This window comes from Bacteroides sp. 2_2_4, assembly GCF_000157055.1.
Lineage (GTDB): Bacteria > Bacteroidota > Bacteroidia > Bacteroidales > Bacteroidaceae > Bacteroides > Bacteroides ovatus.
Genome location: NZ_EQ973359.1, coordinates 403,724 through 426,753, shown reverse-complemented (window position 1 = coordinate 426,753; position 23,030 = coordinate 403,724). Strand labels below are relative to the sequence as shown.

General features: G+C 41.6%; 17 protein-coding genes. All 17 read right to left on the bottom strand.

The annotated features are described in order from the left end of the window. Positions 1-27 precede the first annotated feature (27 nt). Positions 28-2,685: an ATP-binding protein gene (locus BSCG_RS15270; protein WP_008775888.1), complete on the bottom strand. Its 2,658-nt coding sequence runs from the start codon at positions 2,683-2,685 to the stop codon at positions 28-30. A 70-nt stretch (positions 2,686-2,755) separates the two neighbouring features. Continuing rightward, positions 2,756-3,970 carry a glycosyltransferase family 2 protein gene (locus tag BSCG_RS15275; RefSeq protein WP_008775887.1) on the bottom strand — a complete coding sequence of 405 codons (1,215 nt, stop codon included), beginning with the start codon at positions 3,968-3,970 and terminating at the stop codon, positions 2,756-2,758. A gap of 30 nt (positions 3,971-4,000) precedes the next feature. Continuing rightward, complete coding sequence (locus tag BSCG_RS15280; RefSeq protein WP_008775886.1) at positions 4,001-5,557, bottom strand: CotH kinase family protein; 1,557 nt, start codon at positions 5,555-5,557, stop codon at positions 4,001-4,003. Next, on the bottom strand, positions 5,541-6,317 hold the full coding sequence (locus tag BSCG_RS15285) for a class I SAM-dependent methyltransferase (RefSeq protein ID WP_008775885.1): 777 nt from the start codon (positions 6,315-6,317) through the stop codon (positions 5,541-5,543). Before BSCG_RS15285 ends, BSCG_RS15280 begins: the two co-directional genes overlap by 17 nt. Positions 6,318-6,344: 27 nt before the next feature. Then, positions 6,345-7,202 (bottom strand): glycosyltransferase family 2 protein, encoded by an 858-nt coding sequence (locus BSCG_RS15290; RefSeq protein ID WP_008775884.1) that lies wholly within the window; start codon positions 7,200-7,202, stop codon positions 6,345-6,347. An 18-nt stretch (positions 7,203-7,220) separates the two neighbouring features. Continuing rightward, a complete protein-coding gene (locus BSCG_RS15295) occupies positions 7,221-7,973 on the bottom strand; it encodes a glycosyltransferase family 32 protein (protein ID WP_008775883.1) in 753 nt (250 codons plus the stop codon). Next, positions 7,970-9,145: a glycosyltransferase family 4 protein gene (locus BSCG_RS15300; protein ID WP_008775882.1), complete on the bottom strand. Its 1,176-nt coding sequence runs from the start codon at positions 9,143-9,145 to the stop codon at positions 7,970-7,972. Before BSCG_RS15300 ends, BSCG_RS15295 begins: the two co-directional genes overlap by 4 nt. Before the next feature lie 28 nt (positions 9,146-9,173). Further along, positions 9,174-10,301: a glycosyltransferase family 1 protein gene (locus BSCG_RS15305; RefSeq protein WP_008775881.1), complete on the bottom strand. Its 1,128-nt coding sequence runs from the start codon at positions 10,299-10,301 to the stop codon at positions 9,174-9,176. A gap of 41 nt (positions 10,302-10,342) precedes the next feature. Further along, positions 10,343-11,797 (bottom strand): lipopolysaccharide biosynthesis protein, encoded by a 1,455-nt coding sequence (locus BSCG_RS15310; protein ID WP_008775880.1) that lies wholly within the window; start codon positions 11,795-11,797, stop codon positions 10,343-10,345. After that, positions 11,790-12,905 carry a hypothetical protein gene (locus BSCG_RS15315; protein ID WP_008775879.1) on the bottom strand — a complete coding sequence of 372 codons (1,116 nt, stop codon included), beginning with the start codon at positions 12,903-12,905 and terminating at the stop codon, positions 11,790-11,792. The genes BSCG_RS15310 and BSCG_RS15315 overlap by 8 nt, the downstream gene beginning before the upstream one ends. Positions 12,906-13,905: 1,000 nt before the next feature. Continuing rightward, on the bottom strand, positions 13,906-15,021 hold the full coding sequence (locus BSCG_RS15320) for a glycosyltransferase family 4 protein (RefSeq protein ID WP_008775878.1): 1,116 nt from the start codon (positions 15,019-15,021) through the stop codon (positions 13,906-13,908). 88 nt (positions 15,022-15,109) lie between these two features. Continuing rightward, positions 15,110-16,306 carry a glycosyltransferase gene (locus BSCG_RS15325; RefSeq protein WP_008775877.1) on the bottom strand — a complete coding sequence of 399 codons (1,197 nt, stop codon included), beginning with the start codon at positions 16,304-16,306 and terminating at the stop codon, positions 15,110-15,112. Between the two features lie 12 nt (positions 16,307-16,318). Beyond that, positions 16,319-17,293, bottom strand: a complete 975-nt coding sequence (locus BSCG_RS15330; protein WP_008775876.1) for a glycosyltransferase family 2 protein — start codon at positions 17,291-17,293, stop codon at positions 16,319-16,321. Then, positions 17,290-18,621 carry an O-antigen ligase family protein gene (locus tag BSCG_RS15335; protein ID WP_008775875.1) on the bottom strand — a complete coding sequence of 444 codons (1,332 nt, stop codon included), beginning with the start codon at positions 18,619-18,621 and terminating at the stop codon, positions 17,290-17,292. Before BSCG_RS15335 ends, BSCG_RS15330 begins: the two co-directional genes overlap by 4 nt. Then, entirely contained in the window at positions 18,611-20,836 is a 2,226-nt protein-coding gene (locus BSCG_RS15340) for a GumC family protein (RefSeq protein ID WP_032849487.1), read from the bottom strand. Before BSCG_RS15340 ends, BSCG_RS15335 begins: the two co-directional genes overlap by 11 nt. Positions 20,837-20,847: 11 nt before the next feature. Next, complete coding sequence (locus BSCG_RS15345; protein WP_008775873.1) at positions 20,848-21,594, bottom strand: TolC family protein; 747 nt, start codon at positions 21,592-21,594, stop codon at positions 20,848-20,850. A gap of 137 nt (positions 21,595-21,731) precedes the next feature. Beyond that, positions 21,732-23,003 carry a BamA/TamA family outer membrane protein gene (locus BSCG_RS15350; protein WP_008017378.1) on the bottom strand — a complete coding sequence of 424 codons (1,272 nt, stop codon included), beginning with the start codon at positions 23,001-23,003 and terminating at the stop codon, positions 21,732-21,734. Positions 23,004-23,030: the final 27 nt, after the last annotated feature.

The window sequence follows — 23,030 nt, the reverse complement described above, 5'->3', positions numbered from 1 at the left end:
TGGTTGTATCATGAGGGATTAAGCTCTCTACGAAGGAAGCAACCATTTATGAATCATTGCTTTCAATTTATCATCCGCTATTGGTTTAGCTATAAAATCATTGCACCCCGCTTCTTCAGCCGCTTTCCTGTCCTGTTCGTATGCAAAGGCACTTTGAGCAATAATAGGAACAGTGGCAGACAGTTCACGGATGATTTTTGTAGCTTCCAGTCCGTCCAGATTCGGCATCTTGATATCCATCAAGATAAGATCCGGTTTCACCTCATCGAACATCGTGACAGCTTCCATTCCGTCATGCGCACGTATAAGCTGATGGTCTTTACCTAGAATAGCCTCCAATAAGTCGAAGTTACTGTCCGTATCTTCGGCAACCAAAATACAGGCGTGCCGTGTATTTGCAGAACTGTCAACACTCGAATCTGCAGTTTTCCCGGCAGATGCTATTCCAGCAATGTTCCCTTCACCATTCTCTTTCTTTGAAGAATCCACATTTGCAGGATTTGCAATCGTGTATGGTAAAGTAAATGTAAACGTCGTTCCCTTACCAAATTCGGAGCTGACGGAAATCTTGCCCCCGAGACGTTCAACGATAGACTTACAGATAGATAATCCCAACCCAGTGCCCTGTGCATGATTGTTCAGCTTTGCGAAACGCTCGAACACACGCCCCACTTTCTCCGGTTCAATTCCTGTTCCGGTATCCGTTACGTGGAATACAATCTGATTGTCCGCCAGTTTGTAACCATAACTGATGCTTCCTTCCTTCGTAAACTTGACAGCATTTCCAATCAGATTTGAAATCACCTGGAATACCCGGTTCTTGTCCGTTTCAATCATCAGACTTTCGTCCGAGGATTCATAGACAAGGCTTACTCCCTGCGGAGTACGGAATATATGAGCATCGTGCACTTCCCGGCAGAGATTATGGAGACTAGCCGGTCCGAAGGAAAACTCGATGGTTCCCGATTCAATCTTCGAGAGGTCGAGAATCTCGTTGATAAGTTGCAGGAGACGTTCGTTGTTCGCGTTTACGATGTTATAATACGTCTTCCGTTCTTCCGCATCGTCGCTTTCGGCAATGAGATGCGAGAAACCTACGATAGCATTCAGCGGCGTACGTATTTCATGACTCATATTGGCGAGGAAGGCCGACTTCAGGCTATCAGACATTTCCGCTTTCTCTTTCGACGATTGAAGTTCCCGTTTTATCATTTCCAGCTCCGTGATGTCCCATTCGATGCTGACGATGATAGGCGAAGACAATTCGTCACCGTCCACCCGGATTTTCCGTTTGTCGAGGATAATCATGTTTCCGTTTCTGTCCTTTCCTTCAGCAGTCCAGTGCAGACCTTTTCCGGTGGTGGCCACCTGGATATCTTCTTGTCTCTTCTTTTCGGCTACGATAGGCGGGTAGAAATCGAAGTCATTCTTGCCGACAGGGTCGTTCTTATAAAGATCGCGGTTGTAGGCCTCCCGATTCCGGTAAATGTATCGGAAGTCGTTGTTGATTTCCTTCACTACAATCCCGGCAGGGAGATTGTTGATGGTTGTATCCATGATTTGGTTGAGCCGTTTGATTTGGGCTTCGTACCGAATCCTCTCGGAAATATCATGGGCAAACGACCAGTAACTTTCTTCTCCGGAATCATTGGTCACGTTGTACATCGTGCCTTCATAAGCCAATATACCTTTATTGATTTTAGATGGGTGATGAGCCACAAAGTTACTGCTGCCACCGTGTATGACATCTTTGCAACGTTCGTTCCAAGCCTCTTGTGTAGGCATATCTGCGGCGACATTGTAAATCTTTAATTGACTGATGTCTTCGTTTTCTGAAATACCATGATTGTACAGGAAACGACGGTTGGCAAAGATAATCGTGCCATCGGGCTTGGCGGCAAAGATACTTTCTTTGGCGTTGTTGATGGCATGAGTCAGTGTATTGATGTCATTTCTACGATGCTGTATGTCCGTGATGTTCTGGATATAGCCTTCGATATTGAAACTACCGTCGGAGCGTTGTTCACGCAGATAAGTCTGGATACGCATATAGAAGATTTCTCCGTTCAGGCGGACACGGTAGCTGATGCTTTCCATGTTGAGTTCTTTTTCGTTCACCCGACACCATTCCATAAAACTCTGACGGTCTTCTTCTACAATCAGTTCCACATATTTCTCAATGGCAAGGTTTTGCACATTTTCCTCGCACAAAACACCGGTATATCCAAGATAATGAAAAATATTCTGTTTCGTATTGTACGTCCATTGTCCTATCTGGGCTACCTTTTGGATAGCCCGCAGGGTGAGATTTGCCTGTTCCAACTGTCTTTTTACGTTGCTTCTTTGCGTGATGTCGCGATATTGGCAAAGCACCATACCGTCATAAGGGAACATGAGGCATTTGAAGTAAAAAGTTTCGCCTTTCAGCACCAACTTGAAGTTCTTGCTGATGCTTCTTTGTTCTTCGAGTACAATCTGGAAGATGGGCATCACCCTCTCTCTCGTATATTCTGGTAAAAGCTCAAATATATTTTTTCCTAAAAGTATATCCTCTTGCAGAAACCATAGATCACAATGAGGCTCAATGTCTACGCAGACTCCGTGCCTGTCAACCAATAGCATTGTATCTGCCGTCAGTTTCAATATTCTTTGTGCGTTATTCGCATCATGTAATATTCTGTTCATGTCTGTTTTTTATTAGATGATAGAGACTAATGTCTTATAGTAAGGATAACAAAAGATAATAGCATTTGTTTTACTTTTCAGCGCGTTTCGCCTTTTCCCAGGCTCCGCTTCCTTTTTTCTTTTTCAGATAACGGATGCCTTTCAGCACATTGACATTCATAAATAGGAAATAGTAGGGGATAAAAAGCAACTTGTTTTTTATCTGTTTGGTGGATAGATAATATCCCCAATATCCCAACCCGTAAAAAAGAACCTGCATGGCAAGCAGCACTCCGTAGAATATCGTGGAACCGCCCAACAGCAGAATTGCAATATTCAGCGGGAAGAGAGCGAACAACAGGAACGGAGTAATAGACCATCGCAATACCCGGTGAGACGTATATTGAAAGCTAAGTATCCCGTAGCGGAAAGGATTCAGCAACGGACGAAGTCGCCAGATAGACTGCAATCCTCCCGCAGCGATGCGCACTTTCCGCTTTTCTTCTTCGCGCATATCTGCCGAACCGCTTTCGATGGCGTAAGCATTGGTGCAATATGCAATGGTGTAACCTTTCATGGTGATCCGGAGCGAAAGAATAAAATCATCAAGCAACGTATCCGGTTCCATTGCTTCGAATAGTTCACGACGCACGGCAAACAGTTCGCCTGCTGCTCCTACGGCAGAGTAGAGCCGTGCGTCAAGTGCTTTCAGAGTTGATTCGTATTTCCAGTAAATACCTTCACCACCGGCAGCCGCCCCGTCTTTGGTCTGCACGGCGATCCGTTTTTCGCCGGCCACGCAGCCCACTTTCGGGTCTTGGAAAGCAAGTACGATTTCCCGTATGGCTTCCCGGTTTACCATGGTGTTGGCATCCGTAAAAACAACGAGCGGAGTGTCCACCAACGACATTCCACGTGTCATTGCAGCCGTCTTACCTTGCCGGAGCGGTTGGAAATGTACTGTCGCTTTCCCCTGCCAACGGGTTTGCAGTCGTTCGTTCGTACCGTCGTCGCTTCCGTCTGTCACCCATACGATATGCAGCTTGTCCGCAGGATAATCCAGCTCAAGACTGTTCTCCATCTTTTCGTCTACAACATCTTCTTCGTTGAATGCCGTAATGAAGAGGGTAACTTCCGGCAGGTCTGCGTCCGATGCCGGCAACGAACGCTTCACAGGTTTCACGAAAAGCTCTTTCAACTTGACGAGAACGTAGAGCACAATTCCGTAGCCCAGATAGGTGTAGAACACAATGAACAGGGCAAGCCAGAAAATAATTTCAAGGCAGAGGGCAATGGTTTCGTTCATAGTTGTATATTCTTTATTAGAGTTATAAAATTAATTATTTAGTTGCTGTTCAATCCATTCCAATCTTTTTAGATAAATACTTCTCATTCGACTGATTGCTTCGTTAAACGTTAATTTTTCATCGTTGTTTGGTATGATGGTACTATCAAGATTTGAGAGTGGCCATAATTTTGAATTTTCCTTTTCAGACAGAGAAAGTGCAGTTGCTTTTTCGGAGATATAATCAGCAATCCCTATTAACTGTGGTTTAAGTTGGCAGAAACGTTCTACAACCTTTCTTTTGAAATTAGGATCTTTGAATAAATATTTGTACCAGACAGCACTTTTATTATTGTTCTCGGCTTCTGTCGTAAAAGTAGTATAGTCAAAATCCCATAATGGGCCGGCATACAATTTCTTATTGCGGTCTTTATAGCAGTATACACTATATATGTATCCCATTTCTTTATTTCCAACTATTGCTTGTACCATCCAATAGTCGATAAAGGACTCAACATTGATATATTCGTTGTATACTTGTTCATATTCTCCAGCCTGAAGAAGTGCTTCAAATGTATTTGTATAGTTTTCTATGTATTCAAGTTGCGCTTTGTTGAGCACTTTTTCATCTGGCTCTTTTATGTTGACCGGCCAATTGTTGATGGGAGTCCTGAATTTGTTAGGTTCATCATAATATGAGTCATATTCTAATAGATATCCACCAGTAATTTGTGGCTCATCCACATCTTCTGCTGTTAATTCTTTAACATTAACTCTGTTTTTGTCAACTCTGATTTGTTCGCAAACTTGGAAGTTCCCTTGATACTCACCATTAAAGATTACTTCAGCAAATTGACTTTTGGGGGTCCATTGTAGGTTGTCAGCTATGTAGCCGATATGAAATGTGACATCATTTCGAAGTAAGGTTCTATCTCTATAATTAGCGAGGAAGCTCCATCTTTTGTGTTTAGGCATTCCAAGTATGCTTGATTTATTGTTTAGTTTCACATTGAATGGTTTTTTAGGAAATCTCCATGTACCATTTCCTCTTCCTTTTACTTCAATAGAATCTTTGAAATCTTCAAAATGATTCATTCCTTTAATTTCGAATGATGCAGTGAGCCAATTCTCCCGATCCAGTAGTGGGTGTTCTCCATTAGTTTTGATTATGACAACTGGCAGTCCTGTATATGGTAACAATCGGACTTGATAATCTTTTGTTTCTCCATTATCTCCTTTAAAGGTATATGTGATGATTTCACTGAAATCGTTAGCGGTTACTCCGTCTTTTTGTTCTTTATTGTTGATGTATAATTTACCTCTTTCTGTACTGAATGAGGCTATTAGGTTGCTTGCATCAATGGGTTTGTCCAAATACCAAGTTAATTTATTATGACTAGTATATATAGGTAGTTCTATATCTTCTGCTAATTGAGGATTTAATTTTTTTTCAAATTTGAACGAAAGTAAATTCCCCTTGTCAATAAACAAATTGTTTTTTGTATCAATGCAAGAGCTAGACAATAGTACAATCGATAGAGTACATGCCAATCTTATATACATTTTAGATAAGACAAAATTGAATATCATATTATTTTTTCTTTTCATTTTTCATATATTCCTCCAAAGTTATCGGAACATGTCTATGAGTCTTATTTTTTACTTTATTTTTTATCATATAATAGAGAGCGCTACCCACTTTCTTTAATTCTTTTACTGCACTTCTGCGTGGATATAGCTGTTCCACCATCTGCCGGCTCCACGGTTTGGTAAAGAAATCTGTATATTTTTCATCAATCGGGTTAACGATGAATTCTATATTATCTTTCCATTCACATCGGTTTAGCATCAAGTCTCCTTCGGTGAGCCATAGCAGTTTGTAGGTCAGCGACTGATAAGGCAGATAATTCAGAAACAGTTCACCATAATTATTTTCATAATTTCCCGGCATCCTCGATTTCTCAAAAAGAATTAGTTTTTTATCCAGATAGAGGATAATCCATTTATGAGATTTTTTAGGAAAAAGAAACTCGCCCAACAGACTAGGAGTTTCCATATATCCTCTCTTAGATACTCTGCATTGTTCACGAATAAAATCTGCCGGATTTTCAACGTGTTCAAGTACTTGGTTACAAATCACATAATCAAACTCCTTATCCTTAAACGGCAATACTTCTCCGTTTGCATTGATAAAATCCTGGTGTGGATAAATCTTAAGATTTCCGCATCGGTGGTAGTTCGTTTCCATATACTGCTCTACAATAACATCAGCCCGGTAAGTCGGATTATGTCCCGACCCTACTTCTAGTACCCTGTCTTTCTTACCGATATTCAGGTCATCTCTGTCATACGGATTACGGATAATCATAGTATTCTTTTTTAGAGTGTGTGAAAGTTATTTGTTTTTAATCAGATTGCTATCTTCATCTTTATATTCTTTTTTCTTTGTGAATATACCTCCCATACCTTTCAACCCTTTTACAACGCGCACTTTGAAACTGTTGAATAAACTTCCGTCTACCCCCACCGTTCCATATCCTGTTACTGCACGTGCTTTACGATTACGTATAAATGCTATTTTACCAAATTGTTTAAGTTGTAAAGCCAGATATCCATCTTCGCCGCGAATAATATCGGTGCGGATGCCTGTTTGCTTAGCATACTCTGTGCGATAGGCAAATACAAGACCGCGTACACTAAGTTCGGGACGTTTAAAAGATTGCATCCACAGATGCAAATCACGGGCAGCTTCATATATTTTCAATCCGATCGGTGAGTGATTTTCGTCAGGAATATAACTCCATAAGGAGCTGACTCCCACCACTCCCGGACGCTCTAAAGCATCCACCATCATTTCTACATACTTGGGTGGATACATTGTGTCGGAATCAATATTGATGTGATATTTTCCCCGTGCGTTGTTCAAACCACAAAGTCGGGCAAAACCACAGCTATGCTGGGTTTCCGTATGATAAGGCACTCCGCATGCTTGAAAAATCTCAGCTGTCCGATCTTTCGATTCGTTGTCTACACCGATAATCTCAACAGGATATTTACATTGCATTTCGCTCAAAGACCATAGACAGGCAAGTAAATGCTTTTCCTCATTATACCCGATCAGTGACACTGTGACAATTGGGTTATTGCTTTGTAACTTTGCAATATTCTGGCGCACTTCTTCAACTATGGACGGAGAAGCTTCAGAGAACGGTTTTTCGTATACTTGCAGATATTTACTGTACCATTTGTTCATAGTTGTATCTAATTTATATTATTTTTTTCGTAAGAATCTCTCTATATTTCTGACGCACCGATACCCGAATATTCTGATAAGGAGCGTTCTTGTACGGTAATAAAAAAATGCTTTGTGTGAGAACCATGAGTTTTGATAATGATGGATCGCATACGTATATGGGGTCAAAATCACTTGTCGCGAATCGAAGACTTTTGGAGAAAAGTATTCACACGGAAGCACACATACCTTCGTCTGCATATCTATCTTTTCCAATTCATTAATCCTGCTTCCGGATGGTAGATTATATACAGGTTTCAGTTTCTGTATCGTCTCATTCATTATTTCCGGTAGCATACGGATATCCATTTGTCCGTCTTCTTTTACAAACTTTCTGTTTTGATAATAATCCAAGCAAGCTTTTACCCAGTCGCATCCTTTTTCCGCGCCTATGATAGCTGCTTCGATAGTGCCTGCATTTTCAGCTCCTACAAAATAGGGAAGTTTCAGAAACTCGTCAAAGCTTTTTAGCACTTCTACGTCGGAGTCGAGATAGATACCTCCGTAGTGATAGAGAGCATACATGCGGATGTAATCTGCCGCAAAAGCATATTTTTTGGTTGCAAAAGCCTGTTCTACCCACAGACTGCTTTTCAGATCAAATTGGTTACAGTCCCACAACATAACTTCATAATCGGGGAGGTGCTTCTTCCAACTGTCCAGGCATTTCTGTATCTTATGCGGATAAGGATCTCCGCTTAGCCAGCATAAGTGTATTAGTTTTGGTATCATGATAATTGATCGCTATAAGGTTGTTTTGTTAATGTTTCGAATAACTCTCTCCATTCTTGTGCCACGTGTTCAATCTTGAAACGTTCCACATTGATGCGTGCTTGTTTGCCCATCTCTTTCCGTACTTTTTCATTTTCAATGAGATAACATATTTTCCCGGCCAAGCCTTCGATATCTCCATTCTCTACTAATAGACCATCTTTGCTGTCAGTAATGATGTCGCGCGGACCGCAGGGACAGGTGAATGACACCGGAGGGACGCCACAGGCCATTGCTTCAATGATAACCATTCCAAACCCTTCGAACCGTGACGATAGGACAAATATGGAACTTTCGCAATATTTGTCTACAATATTCGGTACGCTATGCTCCAGAACACAATTGGATGAAATGCCAAGCGAGTCAATCTGTTGTTGTAGTTTTTCGCGCATGCCATCTCCGTAAATGCGCAGCGTCCAATCTGGATGTTGTTCACTGACAATCTTCCAGGCAGGAATCAGGCGGTCGAATCCTTTTTGCGGTACATATCGTCCGACAGCTATTACCTGTTTTTGTGAATTGTCGGAAGATACTCCCGGGTAAAAGGGAAGTGGATTGTATATCACGCTTACATTGTTTAACTCTGTCCATTGAGCGGCATCTTCATGGCTAAGAACGATGAAGCGTTTCAGTTGGCGCAATTGACGTATGAGTTGTCGTCTCCAGTGTTCCTTCACAATCCGTTGCAAGAACATGGGAAGGTGATTGTCATTGAATGCACGGTAGTCGGATTTATTGAAATGGATTTCTCCGATTTTTATGCTCCCGTCTTTCACTTTATTGATGAAATTAATATCACGGCGGAGGAGGGAGATTGTAATATCCGGACGGATGTTGCAGAGGCATTCATTAAGTCTCTTTTTGAACAATCGTTGTTTTTTCCAATATCCGAGAATCCTTTTTGGCAAAGTGCGCCCGTACATTTCATCGTAGTTAATATTCAGTTGGTGGAGGGTGATAGACGGGTGAAGTTCATAATAAGGCTTCTTGTTTTTGCCGTCTGTCAGAATGATATGTATTTCATAGCCGAAATGTTCAGCAAAATAATTTGCTTTTAGCGTTAACACCCGCTCCATACCGCTGGGGTAATAGAGAGAGGGAATGCAGTAGGCTATTTTAATCTGTTTGCTCATCAACTATTGTTTGTAACTTTGGTTATATTTACTGTGTCTTAAATCCTATCTTCTCAATTACTTTTTGCATTTGGGCTTTCCATGATAATGGACGGACCGATTCGCGAATCTCAAGTGGCGTGGTTTTCAATGACTTCTGAAATTCAACCAACGCCGGGATGTCTACTGGCGATTCGTCAGCAGGAACCTTCCATACATAAGGCATGGAATCGAAATCCTCGTCCGTTTCTGAATATGTGAAAGCAAATCCCCGTGCGGCATATTCACGGTTTTTTAGTGTCTTGATATAAGTGATACCGCTTCGATGGCGTCCGAGGCTACCAATAGCGAAATCTGCTCTTTCAAATTGGATATCCAGTTCCTCACCATGTAATGGTCCGTGCATGATGACATACGGTTCCAGATGATTGTTGCGGACGACAGGCAGAATTTCTTCCCGTTCCCGTTCGCCGGATAGTGGACCGATGATGTGGAAATATACTTTATAATCGGGGTTAGTCCGGTAGTACTCTGCCATTCCGTTCACCATGCGGTCAAATCCATGCCAATAGTGTACTTCGGCTACACCGATAAGATGCAGTTCATGTGAAGTGTCATTTTGGCTTTGCTTCATGGGAATGGCATCAAAGTCTATTCCGTTGGAGATACGTATGGTTTTTCCTCCAAAGATCGTTTCCGCGTTGGAGAAAGTGACAATGCCGTCCAGATGTTTAGCTAGTTGGTGTCGGAAGCAACGGTCGATGAGCAAATAAAATTTCATAGACCGGGAAGTGTATTCCTGATCGTATGGATAAGTTGGAATTTCCATTACCACTTTGGCACCTGTCTGTTTTAACAGTTTCACCAGTCGTAAGGTAAACGGATTGGCGTTGTGATGGGAACGGATATATACCAGTTCGATTTTTTCGCGGCGGGCATATTCTATAATAGGAGAATAATAGACACGTTTCCAAACTTTGGCGGCAGCTCCTGTGCCAAAGTCGGCAATGACTTCGTTATCTACCTTCCAGCGGCGTTCACCATAAGCGGTGATATCGTAATGACACAGGCGAACATCCACTCCACATTCTTTGAGGGCTTTCACTTGATAATGTATTTTCTTACTAATTCCATTGGCTTTGTCAAAGCCATGGAATATAAGGAACAAGGCTTTCATTCGTTATATATAAATCTCTGTATATTGTTTATTTTGTCTATTTACTTTCTCTTACACATGATACTCCGCACTTTCCCTATAATGTCATACTCATGCGTAGCCTGTATATATCCTCCAAAGATAATAAAACTAATTATACCTTTAGCAATAATTGTCACAAAAATATTCATTCCTTCCAGTACATATTGCATCGGAATAAGGGCTAGCACTATCAAAGTGCTAATTATTAATGGAGAAATAAGCTGACGCATGAATGGCCAGGCACTTCTTCGGAAAGTTACCCGGTACATTTGCCAATAACATTGTATAAAGTTGATGGTGAACGTTATCACGATGCAACTTGCCACTGCTGTCAGCGTTTCGAAGTAGAAGATTCCGAGCAATATACCTGCCACGTTGAGTACAGATGAAAATACTCCGCACACAAACAAGCTCCGTGTATCGCCTGCCGCTTGAAAGATGGAACCGGACGAAGAAAGTATAATCTGAATCCCTACGGAGAGTGACAGAATCCGGAATACAGGTACGGATGGCATCCATTGATTACCGAAAATAATAATTGTCACTTCTTCTGCTGTGAAGAAAAGCAGTACACTAAGTGGAAGACCAATAAAGGCAAGAAAACGAACAATGCGTTCGTAAGAACTTAACAGTTTTCCTTTGTCATTCTGAAAATCACTGAAAATAGGGTGCATCACCGGAGTGATGACTTGTGTGATATTCTGCAAAGGCAGCATCATCAAGCGGTAAGATTTCTCATAATATCCTAAGTCGGACATGCCCATGTATTTGCCAATCAGTAGTTTATCCAGATTTCGACTGAAATAGTTGATGACGTTGAACAGGAATTGGTAGGCAGAATAGGAAAATATCTTCCGGAGTACCGTCAACCCCAATGTGAAGCGCAGCCGTTGCGGATAACGCTGAAAGGAGATAACGAATATCAGTATGCTGGATACAATCGGGTTGATAATCAATGCATATAGTCCTGCTCCGCAAAGGGCAGCGGTCACGGCGGCTGCACCTGCGAAGATTTGAATAACGAAGCTACGGATAGCTATGAATTTAAATTCTTTGTTCCGGTAGAACAATGCTCCCGGCACGATGGTGGCAGAGGCAAAAAAGAGGTTGACAGACAGCAGTTGACACAAAGTCCGTAGAGTATTGCTCTGGTAATAATCGGCAATAATCCACGAAGAAGCGAAGAATAAGACACTGATTCCGATACCTGTCCATACGGTGAATGAAAAAATATCCGACAAATCATCTTTAGTCAACGATTTGTGTTGGATGATGGCCGGAGATACTCCCATGTCGGTGAGAAGATTGAAGAACGCGATGATTACGGTAGCGACAGCTACGATTCCGAAGTCATCCGGTGATAATAGGCGGGCCAGTATTCCTGCTACGACAAGGGATATGAAGACGCCGCTGTATTTAGCCAATGCAGTGTAAAATACCCCTGAAAATAATTGACTCTTAATGTTATTAGCCATTGATTGCTTGTTTATATGTTTGTGCGTATGCTTGTCCCACTTTGTGGATGCTCATATTTTCCATGCCGTACGTGTAATTCACTTCCCCTTGTCCCCATGCGGCAAGCCGGCGGGCTTCTTCGAGTGCTCGCAGGATGTCTTTTTTGTTGTCGGGATTGAATGTCGGGTTACCGGTTTCGGAAAGCAGTTCGCCGATATTTCCCACTTTGGGACCTACCACCACTTTGTGATAGAGGAAAGCAAGGGGTACGTTACCCGAATTTAATATGTCTTTCCGTTGGATGAATATCACGTCTGAAGCAGCCATATAGTAGGGCAGGTCACAGTTGTCTATCAGCTCGTCGTTGGCTCCTGCCTGTAGTTTATATATGCGGTTAAACAGTGGCATGAATAGATAATATCCGGCCCTTGAAATCCATCGTTTGAGGAAATTCCTGCCATAGTTGTTGTGTCTTGAAAAAGGATAGAGGCGTGGAGCTAACAGCATCTTGCGTTCCTCATTCCAGCTGCGGAACGCTCCGAGCACCATGCGTATTTCTTCACGATTGCGAAATTTTCCAAAGGCAGTGACAATGAATGCATCTTGCGACAGATTGAGATATTGGCGTGCGCGTTCTACGCTGATATCTTCTTTGTAAGTGTATTGGTAGATGTGGTGAGGGATCACTGTATTCTGGCTGTCAGGATATCTTGTGAGAAATTCGTCGCGACTGAAACGCCCCATGTGTACGACGATGTCACTCTGCGATTCGATAATATCATAGGCCCGGCTTATGATTTCATTAGCATAATGTGGACGGACATTGTGTCGTGTGTAGATAAACCGTGTTCCTCGTGAACGAAAAAAAAGGATACGTTCTTCCAGTCGGCGAATAGTGTCGGGGTTGCTACATGTCCAGCCTATAACTTCTTCCGGCCATTGGAAATGTATGATATCATAATCCGTATCCGACTCCCAAAACTCTTTTGTGGAACATCGCACGTCAATGCCAGCCATCCTGATCGCATCGCACAAAATTGGTACGAACAAATTGTCCGTATCTCCGTTTTCTCTAAAGACAATGAGTGCTTTTACCGATGGATTGCTTGTGTCTTCACTCTCATTCATGTTTTTTCCTTTGATTTTGAACAGCTAAGCTGTGCCACAAAGGTAATAAAAGATATGAAAATAACTATCTTTTTTTGATCTTCTTTTCATTGCTCGGCTCCTTGAACGAACCATTCTTCTTCTTGTTCGCACCAAGCTTCCTGTATTTTAAGAGTATAGCCTCTTCTTTATTGGCATTTCTCGTTTAACAGAGCTTTTACTATCTGGTAACAAATGTTGTGAATGTTGATGACACAGAAAAACGTTCAGCTAAATACTACATAGTGAAAAAAACATCTATCATACTATCATGCATTTTAATAGTCTCCTTACTATTAGAAGAATAAGTATGATAGATGGCTTTAAAAAATGTATCTATCATACTTTTACCAGCAAAAACAGGTTATCTGTCATCTACAAAATAGCCGAATAAAGGTCTTATATGCATGAAATAGCTTGCTTTTGTTGTAATTAATCCGTATAAATACGATTATCATGGCTTAATAATCCAACTTTAACAGCGATAAGTTTATAGCCCACATGTGTGTGATGCACAGCCCATATGTGTAGGCTGTACGGTTTACATGCGTGGGCTATATAGCCTGCATGTGTGAGCTATAGAAAGACCACCGCTCCCAATAGATTATTAAGCTGTCAGATACAGGTTATTTCCTATATAGTGTGCATCCTCATGCCTTTTAAAGGCTAATTTCATCTAATACTATACTAAAATAGACATAGTATAGACATGATAGATACCTGTTTTTTGCAATAAAAATATGATAGATACATTTTTTGAAAGTCATCTTTCATGTTTATTCTTTTGATAATTAGATGATTATTGAAATGTATGATAGTATGATAGATGTTTTTTTACTATGTGGTATGTAGTTCGAAAGTTTGATAAAAAAAATAGTGGGATGCTTGGAGACCAAATGAGAATTCATGAGGCGAACAAAAAGAGCGGGGCACTGTTATAGGAGCCCCGCTCTTTTTGTTATTTCTAATTATATTTTTTTATTTAAGCAAACTCTTTGTATATATTTAGCAGTGACTCTGCTGCGTTCCGCCAAGAGAACTGTTGGCTGCGTTTTAATCCATATTCTACTTGTTTCTGATAGAATGTTTCATCACTTTCCAGTTGCAGTATTTTTTCTGTAATGTCTTTAGAATTAAACGGGTCGGCTAGTAAAGCACCTTCTCCGGCTATTTCAGGCATAGCTGATGTATTACCTGCTATAATAGGTGTTCCACAGGCCATTGCTTCCAACATTGGGATACCGAAGCTTTCCCGAAGAGAAGGATAAAGGAATGCGAATGCTCCAGCATAAAGTGCTGGAAGGTCGGTATTTGCAATGTATCCGGGGAAGCGAAGATAACTTTTGATTTCAGTTATCTTTTCTTCTTCCAAGATCCGGTCGATAGCGTCTTCTTTGAGGTCGGCAATAAGTAGTGGGAGTTTTTGTACCGACTGTTTCAGGTAGTCGCTGTATGCTTTTAATACTCTTGGGGTATTCTTTTTAGGATCAGTATTTCCCAAAAAGAACAGGTAGTTTTCTGCATCGATATACTTCCGGGTTATCTTAGGCGCTTTCGGTTGTAGATGAAAGTGACTGTTGAAGCCATTGTACACAGCTACTAGTTGTTCTTCTGGTAAGTGTAACGCTTCGAGAATCCGCTTTCGTTCGAATTGTGAGACAGTGATAATCTTTTTGCATTTGGGAAGTATACGGGGGACGACGAGCCGACGATAATGCCACCCCATTTCCTGATACCATGACAGGCTGGACGACTGTCGTTTTTCTAGGTAAATAATGTCATGTAGTGTCAGTACCAATGGTACAGAACAATGGAGAGGAGCCGTGTTGCTGGTGCAATGTAACAGATCAGGCTTAATGCTTTTCACTGCTTGAGGAAGAGCCACCTGTTCCCAAAGCGGATATGTGGGGCACTTTAATTCAATGATATGCACGTTGTCCGAACTCTCGAGGCATCTGTCTTCGCCCGGACTGATAAAGATAAAGTATTCATTCTCATGATCCATTTTCTGTAACTCTCGAATTGTTTCGAGAGCGACGAAATCCATTCCATGTTTATTAGGACGGAAGATACGTTGGGCTTCAATGGCTATTTTCATAATCTTTTCTTTTTAGTGGGGTGATGATGTTTTTCTTTCTTATTATAATAAGGCTTTTTCTTAAGTTGCTGCGTTAAGTAAATTCTGGTTATGAATGTTCTTCTCCATGCTCTGTATGGATGAACTTCTTGTAGGCTCCTTTCAACTTAAATAGATTGCCGATAGTGGTAAGTGCCAGCATGGGTATCTTGATGATAGCTTTTCCTAATTGCTTGTTGAGCAGGTTGTTCGGTATGGGGAGTATCATTGCTGCTATCTGGGCTGCAGATAATATCCACCATTTAATGGCTATTGTCCATTCGTGTCCGGAGGAATTGCCTTGAAGGCTTAACCAGATGCCGATAGTAGTGAAAATAAGCGTCAGTCCGAAAACAGCTGCCAGTTGTATCAATCGTGGCGGAAGCATCCATTGTATTATTTTGTCACAGTAGTCGATATTGCCTTGACAGATTGCTTTCCATAGTCCGGACAGTGAACTGCGGAGAATGCCGAATTGTGCAGCTATCCAACGTTTACGTTGATTGCTGATGGCTTCTTCTTTCTGTGTCTTTTCGTCATAGATTGGTATCTGTGGCAGGTAAGTGGTGTGAATTCGTTGCTGTAAAAGCAATACTTCCAACTCTTTGTCTTCACCTGCCGTTTCGAGGTGTTTCACATTTTGCCTGAACCACTCTGCTTCAAAAGCCATTCCTGAACCGGACAGAGCAGCTGAAAGTCCAAGGGCGTTGTGCCCACTGCGGAAAATGCCGTTATTGATTTCTTCGCTAATACCGTCGAGAACAGAAATATCTGTGTTCAGGTTCTTGCCTGTTCGGTGAGCTTGTACAGATTTTACACCGTTGTCAAATGCACGGTTTACTTCTGCCAGAAAATCCGGGGAAGTCAGGTTGTCGGCATCCATGATGACTACAATGTCGTAAGGTTCGCCTTCGATAGAATCTATTGCCATTGTCAGGGCTTTAGCTTTGGAGCTTTCTTTGTAATCCGCTATCAGTAGGCGAATAGGCAGAGAACGCAGTGTGTCATTGGTTGCAGATTGCATTTGGTCGGAAATAACGATGACGTCGAATAATTCCTGTGGATAATCCTGCTCTAGGAAACTGCGCGCGGAGGACACAATAACACGGTCTTCCTTGTAGGCTGGGAAGAATACGACAAAACGCCGGAATGTACGGGCTTCCGGAAAATGGGGTGCCCGGTAGAATTTGGAGGCAATCGCGTATAGCAATAAGTAGCATACGCAAAGTCCAAGGAGGGTGAAGAGAATCCAATCGACGATATTCATAGTATTTAGAGTTTATACAGTGGTAGTTTGCTTTTCGGATAATTCGGATAGGGGAGTACCTCCCTTTTTCGGTAGAATAGTGCTCTTCTTTTCAGATGAAGAGCGGAAAAGCCCGGAATTTACTCCATAGAATACTGCAGCGCTTAAGTCGAAACGTCTTTTAAGTACATAGACCAGGCTGTTTTTTGCGGCAGCGATGGTACTTTGATAGAGGACGGAGGCGATACGGTTCCATCCTTTTAGATTGCGTCGTGCATAAAACAGACGGTTGCGCGTCAGGAAATAAGTACGCAGTTTGCTTAGCTGTCCTGTACTTTGGCTTTCTTTATGAAAAACGGTACAGCGAGGATCATACCACAGTTCATATCCGGCACGGGTCATACTCGTACTCCAGTCTAATTCTTCGTAATAGAGAAAAAATATCTCTGGCATCATTCCTACTTTTTCAATGACTTCCCGCTTTATCATCATGGCGGCGCCATGCAGGTAAGGAGTGGGGTGGGGAGTGTCGAATGTACCATCATCCGGACAGTCGAATCCCAGCATATTGTTACGTAGTGTGATTTGTGATAAAGGGGTGAAGCCGGCAAACTGTATGTGTTGCGGTGGAAATGCGAAACGTATCTTAGGTGATACTCCTCCTATTTCTGGACGACTTTCCAGTCGTTCTATTAAATATGCGATATTGTCTGACTCAATGTAGGTGTCATTATTAATAAGGAATATATATTTGCCTTTTGCTGCCCGGATGCCTATGTTATTACCACCGGAAAAACCACTATTCTCATTGCTGCGGATAGCAATGACGGAGGAATACAGGTTGTGTATTTGGGTTGCTTCGTCTTCGCGTGAGGCATTGTCAACAACAATGATTTCGTAGCTCACAGAGTGTATCTTGCTTTGCAAGGACTCTATCAACTCACAGGTGTCTTTGAATCCGTTATAGCAGATTGTTATAAATGATATGTCCGGAGTATTGTTTGTCATTTTTGTTCGTTGAATTCTTGGGTGGATATTAAATCTTCTTCTGTTACTGTTTCTTCTTCCGCTTTCTTTTCGCTGATACGTTTGTCAATATGTGGAGCAGCAAAACAGAGTGCGAATCCTATATATACAGTCAATTGATTAGGGTATTGCATTACGTCGTTGACATAAGCGGCTATGAAAAAACCTGCGTCCATGCATATCCATGCTGCTATTAATCCGCGTAAACTTTTATTGCGTACTTTAAACATTAATATCCATGAACACCACGCAAAGAGGACACCATGAATGGCAAGATAGAGAATCAGACCGACGATTCCTGTCTCTACCCAAACGGCTACCAACCATGAGTCGGGAGGATAGGGCATTTGTTCTTTTGATTCAAAATTTCCAGCTTTAGAGAGTCCGATGCCGTATCCGATAGGTTTTCTTGCCATCAATTCTTTCATTCTTTGCCGGTTTTCAACACGTACAAGGTATGAAGCGTCCTCCGTAGGATGGAAAGAGGAACGCATTTTGTGGATATATTGATTTCCACTTCCAATATTGGTATAATAGAAAAACACAAATACACTAATGGATATGAATATGCCGCCTAATAGTGCTTTCCAGTTTTTAGCTATGATGGTTATCATTAGCATACCACCCATAAGAACACCCATGGCAGAACGGGTTCCGGAAATCCCCATTCCGTAAATACCGCAAAAAGCGATAAAAAGGAAGTAGATACGCTTCCATCTCGAATCAACAAAAAATGCAGCAATGGCGAAGGTGACTGCCGACATGGCAGCGTGTACCCCATAGTTTGCGGCATCTGAGAAGCAGGAGAAGTAACGGATTCCCGACCATATAATGTGAGTGCGTGCGCCTCCCAGTACATGCAAGAAATAAAGGTCTTTGGAGCTGAAACCATGATTTTTTTGCCAATAACCTTTTAGGGTGAATATTATGACGAATATCGACCATATTATTAGCAGTAGTTCAACGTCCTTCTTGGTACGTATGACAACCGGAACGACGAATGCACATATTAACGGAATGAGGGCGTATGGAGTGAGATTGATGTTCCATGCTGCCATCACATTGTTGGGATTCAATATTTCTGCTACGTAAAACAGTAGCCAGACAATAAAGAGATAGGTCATTATATTTTGACCGGGTTTCCAATTTGTACGCTCGTCATTGCTAAGTTGTATTAGACAGATGGCGGTAAACAGTAAGATAAGTACCATTGAGAATAGTCCTGTCTTAACGTTTACAAGCATACTTACCGCAATCAGTGCAAACTGTGCAGCAAGCAGGATATGGAATGTAATTACCCTATTCGTCATCGTCCTCGTCTTCTGCTTCTTTTGCTTTTCTCTTGAGGTTGAATATCATTTTTTCTGTTAATGACAATTGACTGAAACGGTAACCGATTCTACGTAATAATGTATAGGGAGGAAGTTGTCCTGTAAAGTCCTCTGTTGCTTCGCGACAAGCATTGGTGAGGCAGAGACGGAATGGAACATCTGTTTTACCCAGTTGTTGCATAAGTTGTTCGCAAAGTTGTTTGTCGATAGTTTTCCAACCACGGTCTGCTGGAGCTACTAAAATGTTGGCGTTAGCGTCATGTAGTAGCGCACTCGGGATATTACTCTTAGACAATGGTGGATAGGCAACTATCAATATATCTTCTCCTTGTAAAGTATAAAAGTCTGTGATATTTTTTGCAAGCAGGTATTGTGTGGAGTCTGTGTTGAAATCTACTCCGTAGGTAATGAATCTTGTATTTAGCATACGGCTTTGCATATATCCACAGATCAAATTTCCTAGTTCTTCTTCCCCGGAATGGTTGCTGGTACTGAAGAGGTTGATGATGAATACACCTGGAGACTTGCGCTTGGTTAAGAAACGAAGTAATGCATTACTCAACTCTTTTATGGAAATTTGGACATAAGTTTTGGCTAATCCGCCATAACGGGAGGATTTTGTACTGGGAACAGCGCCTATAACTTTAAAACCGGTTACTCGTTTGCTACGACTGGCATCTCGTAAAGTTCTGTCAAGCATTTCAATCAACAGTAATAAAGCTACTATAATAATAAAGCTTCCTATACAAGCGGCAATAACAATTTGCTTCCGGTTAGTTGAGTTGGACGCAATCGGATAGGTCGGCTCATTCAATACCTTTAAGGTCGCAGAAGTCATTTCCAAATTCTTCTTTCTTAATAAGGCTTCATTGTAGCTTTGCAATACAGTCAGATAATTACGTTCGGTAAAGTTGATAGAACGTTCTTTTTGCTTGATAGTTGTACCTACCGGTGCGAAAAATACATATCGCTCGTTCAATTCCTGACGAGCATTTTGCACGATAAGGAGTTCTGCTTTAGCTTTTTCATAGAGTAAGGTTTGTTCTAGCCACTGATCGATGATATTGGTTCGTGAAGCACCTTCTTTGGTGTATTTATGACCAACGTAAGAAGTTGTCAGATCATTCAGTTCTTGCTTGATTTTAGCTAACTGCTTTTTATCACTTTCTACTGACTGAGAATCCTCTTTCTTGGAATCAGTCATTGCTTCAGCTTCTGAAATTCTGCTGGTAATGTTGGATGCTTCTCGCAGTTTATCTACAAACTCCATGTTTTTGAGCACCTGTTTGGCATTACTGTCCATGTGTTTCTCTAATTCTTCAAGCATGGATTTAGTGCTATTGAATGCAAACAGTGCATCTTGTTCTCTTAGTTCAAACTCTTTACTGATAGCAGCTATTTCTTTTGTTTCATCCAGATAATTGATGATACGTTTTTGTACGTTATATTTGGTCAAATCCTCTTCTTCCAGTCGAAGCTGTTTGCCAATCCGTGCCAACTCTTCTTCGAAATATTTGATTACTTTATCTGTTTCCCCGTAACGTATACGGCGGTATTCTTCTACAAATTCATCCATCAAGATACTGACAGTATTATAGACAATACCGGGATCACCAGATGAGTAACTGATGTCTAACAAATCACTGGTCAAACGGCGTTGCACTTTTATATTTTTCAGTGCATTATAGCTGTAAAATGGGTGATTATAATAAAATAATCCATATATGTAGTTGTCTCTGTGGGGGCGCATATATGCTTCCAGATTGGCTACTGTTTTGTCTTCACTTGATTTATCGATTAGTTTCAGTATCTCATTACCATTTGGACTGTTTTTTAAATGATTGTAGGTGTAGTTGTAGCTGGAAGCTGTAATACCGTTATTTTCTTTATCTGGACTTCCTTGGATGAGGATACGGGCAAATAGCCGCAAGCATACTCTTTTGAGTGTACTTTCAGCTTGCATGATACTGATTAGATTATCCATCGAATTTTGTACTGTTGCCCAGTCGGTACGCTTATCACTCTCCAGGTTATATCCTGATGCTACACCTGTGTAGAGTGTAGCCTTTACATCATATCCTCCCCGCATGTGGCGTGTATAATATATGACCATCAATGTGAAGAGAGCGGTTCCTATCAATATCAGCCAACGATGGCGAAAAAGGGTCCGTATAATAGAAATGATAAAGTTCATATCTTAGTTTTTTATTTTCGTATGATGGGGGTGCGTGAAATAACTTCAAGTATCATTAAACTCTTTGTTAGTTCAAACTTACTTTTCTCATATGCTTCACGGGCTTGAGACTGACGCTCTTTATCTGTCGATAAATCCGTAGACTCTATCGTTCCGTTAGCAAAATTCTTTTCAGATATTTCATATTGCACATTGGCAAGCACAAGACTCTCGCTTCTCATCTGAAGAACTCTCATCTGTGAGGTAGCCATTGCGTACATCTCAATAATATTCTTTTTGATTTCGTCATACTTCACTTCCCGCTCCAACTCTGCACTTTTTAGTGTGAGTCTTTGCCGACTGACACGTCCTTTGAGGTCGAATAAATCGTTCAATGGAATACTTAGACCTGCACCTACTGTGTAACCATTTTGCGCTTGAGTGGAGTAGGTAAGATATGGGGCGACTGCCACGTCCGTATAGGTGGACTCATTACCGAACATTCCGTATTGATAGCTCCCCCGTAAACTGAAGAAACCTAGAAATGACCATTTCTCTTTTTGGAGTAATTTGCGCTCAATTCTCGCCTTTACGTCCGCCATCTCATAAATGGGGCTGTTCTTGGCATTTTCGAATAAAACTGATAGTGGGGGGAGAACTATTTTACTATAATCTTCTTCACTTAGTTGAGAATAGTCAGACACTTCTTGTGCAACTACACGGGTGGTAGAGATGAACAGAAGTAATAACCCCGAAAAAAAATATATAAATTGCTTCATAAAAAAATCCTATTATTTGCTCTTGCTGTGTTATAGCTTGCGCAAATATAAGGATTAATTTCATTTATGTGCAGTCTTTTATTATCTATTTTACAATCTTTCTTGTAAATTGTGCACAATTTGTCGCGTAAATGGCGTCAAAAGGCTTCTGTCATGTTGAAGTAGAACAAATTCTGCTTGTTCACCATGTCTCTGCCGAAATCAAGGCGTACATTCATACGGGGTTGAACTTCGATACGTAATCCCAATCCGAGGTTGGGAAGCACACCTTCTATCTTGCCCGGAGTGGGTCCCATGAATCCGCATCCTCCCCAGGCTACATATCCTATATGACTTAACATCTTTTTTACCCAAGTGCTTTTGTCCGTATTTATCATCTGGCGGTATTCGGCCATCATGACATGCGAGGACTTGTCGCGAAACTGTCCCATGTAGTAACCGCGAAGATCGAAGGGGGTCCCGCTAAGTACATATTTTGTTAGGGGTACATCTCCGAATGCGTTTTTGCTTTGCACTGTCCAGGCTATCACTTTGCGGCGTCCTACTGTTTTGTATTGGCGGTAATCGATTTCCAATCGATAAAAATTATTATCACTGCCGAACGTTTTATTGTACATCATTCCCCGGAAGTCAAGGTAAGTTCCGCTATAAGCATTGGCGGGAATATCACGTGTGTCATACGTCAATAGGAAGCCGAGTCCCGAACTGAAATTTTTGTATCCGTGCTCCGTACCTCCTGCCGCAATGTACGAGGGCTCATTAACCATCCCCGCAGCCGGTTTAGTTATCTTGTCATAGTTCAAATCGACTTGAGGACCTGCAAAGAAATTACTTTCTCCCAGACGGAACAAGAACCAGGGGTTTACTTGAATGCCGCTATAACGGTACTCGCTGGTATCTTCTCCACGTTCATAATCTTTATTAGTGGAATATCCGATGCCATAAAAATTCTCGATTGTATTTTTATAAGAGAAGGTTCCGAAGATACGGAAACGGTCGCCTTTAAAGAAGAGCTGTGGTTTCGTCATCAGATTCAAGCCGCCCTTGAACATCAAGGCGATGGCCATTGGCACTACTGAACGCCGTTGAGTGGTATCACTCGGATTCATCCGAAACGTCATCAGTGCGCTACCGCCTACTAATAAACCGAAGTCCGGCGTATAACTGGGACCACCTAATATGTTATAGTGCAAATTCCGGTTTGCCACGCGCTGGCGACGCAACTCGCGCTTGGAAAGGGCAGGAATGGTGTCTGACGGGGCGCCTTCAAAATCTGTAGGAGTAGTATCACTGATAGAAGTTGTAGACATTTGCAGTTCATCGCTTTTTACTGCCGTACTATCAGCCGTAGCTGACATCATATTGATGGATGGAAGCATCACCAATATTCCTATTATATATTTCTTCATATTTCTCTTTGAGGAATTCGACTGCAA

Coding starts and splice junctions, on each gene's coding strand:
- BSCG_RS15350 (WP_008017378.1), bottom strand. CDS start 23,003: ATGAAGAAATATATAATAGGAATATTGGTGATGCTTCCATCCATCAAT.
- BSCG_RS15335 (WP_008775875.1), bottom strand. CDS start 18,621: ATGACGAATAGGGTAATTACATTCCATATCCTGCTTGCTGCACAGTTT.
- BSCG_RS15345 (WP_008775873.1), bottom strand. CDS start 21,594: ATGAAGCAATTTATATATTTTTTTTCGGGGTTATTACTTCTGTTCATC.
- BSCG_RS15295 (WP_008775883.1), bottom strand. CDS start 7,973: ATGATACCAAAACTAATACACTTATGCTGGCTAAGCGGAGATCCTTAT.
- BSCG_RS15280 (WP_008775886.1), bottom strand. CDS start 5,557: ATGAAAAGAAAAAATAATATGATATTCAATTTTGTCTTATCTAAAATG.
- BSCG_RS15340 (WP_032849487.1), bottom strand. CDS start 20,836: ATGAACTTTATCATTTCTATTATACGGACCCTTTTTCGCCATCGTTGG.
- BSCG_RS15310 (WP_008775880.1), bottom strand. CDS start 11,797: ATGGCTAATAACATTAAGAGTCAATTATTTTCAGGGGTATTTTACACT.
- BSCG_RS15325 (WP_008775877.1), bottom strand. CDS start 16,306: ATGAATATCGTCGATTGGATTCTCTTCACCCTCCTTGGACTTTGCGTA.
- BSCG_RS15305 (WP_008775881.1), bottom strand. CDS start 10,301: ATGAAAGCCTTGTTCCTTATATTCCATGGCTTTGACAAAGCCAATGGA.
- BSCG_RS15330 (WP_008775876.1), bottom strand. CDS start 17,293: ATGACAAACAATACTCCGGACATATCATTTATAACAATCTGCTATAAC.
- BSCG_RS15285 (WP_008775885.1), bottom strand. CDS start 6,317: ATGATTATCCGTAATCCGTATGACAGAGATGACCTGAATATCGGTAAG.
- BSCG_RS15290 (WP_008775884.1), bottom strand. CDS start 7,202: ATGAACAAATGGTACAGTAAATATCTGCAAGTATACGAAAAACCGTTC.
- BSCG_RS15270 (WP_008775888.1), bottom strand. CDS start 2,685: ATGAACAGAATATTACATGATGCGAATAACGCACAAAGAATATTGAAA.
- BSCG_RS15315 (WP_008775879.1), bottom strand. CDS start 12,905: ATGAATGAGAGTGAAGACACAAGCAATCCATCGGTAAAAGCACTCATT.
- BSCG_RS15320 (WP_008775878.1), bottom strand. CDS start 15,021: ATGAAAATAGCCATTGAAGCCCAACGTATCTTCCGTCCTAATAAACAT.
- BSCG_RS15275 (WP_008775887.1), bottom strand. CDS start 3,970: ATGAACGAAACCATTGCCCTCTGCCTTGAAATTATTTTCTGGCTTGCC.
- BSCG_RS15300 (WP_008775882.1), bottom strand. CDS start 9,145: ATGAGCAAACAGATTAAAATAGCCTACTGCATTCCCTCTCTCTATTAC.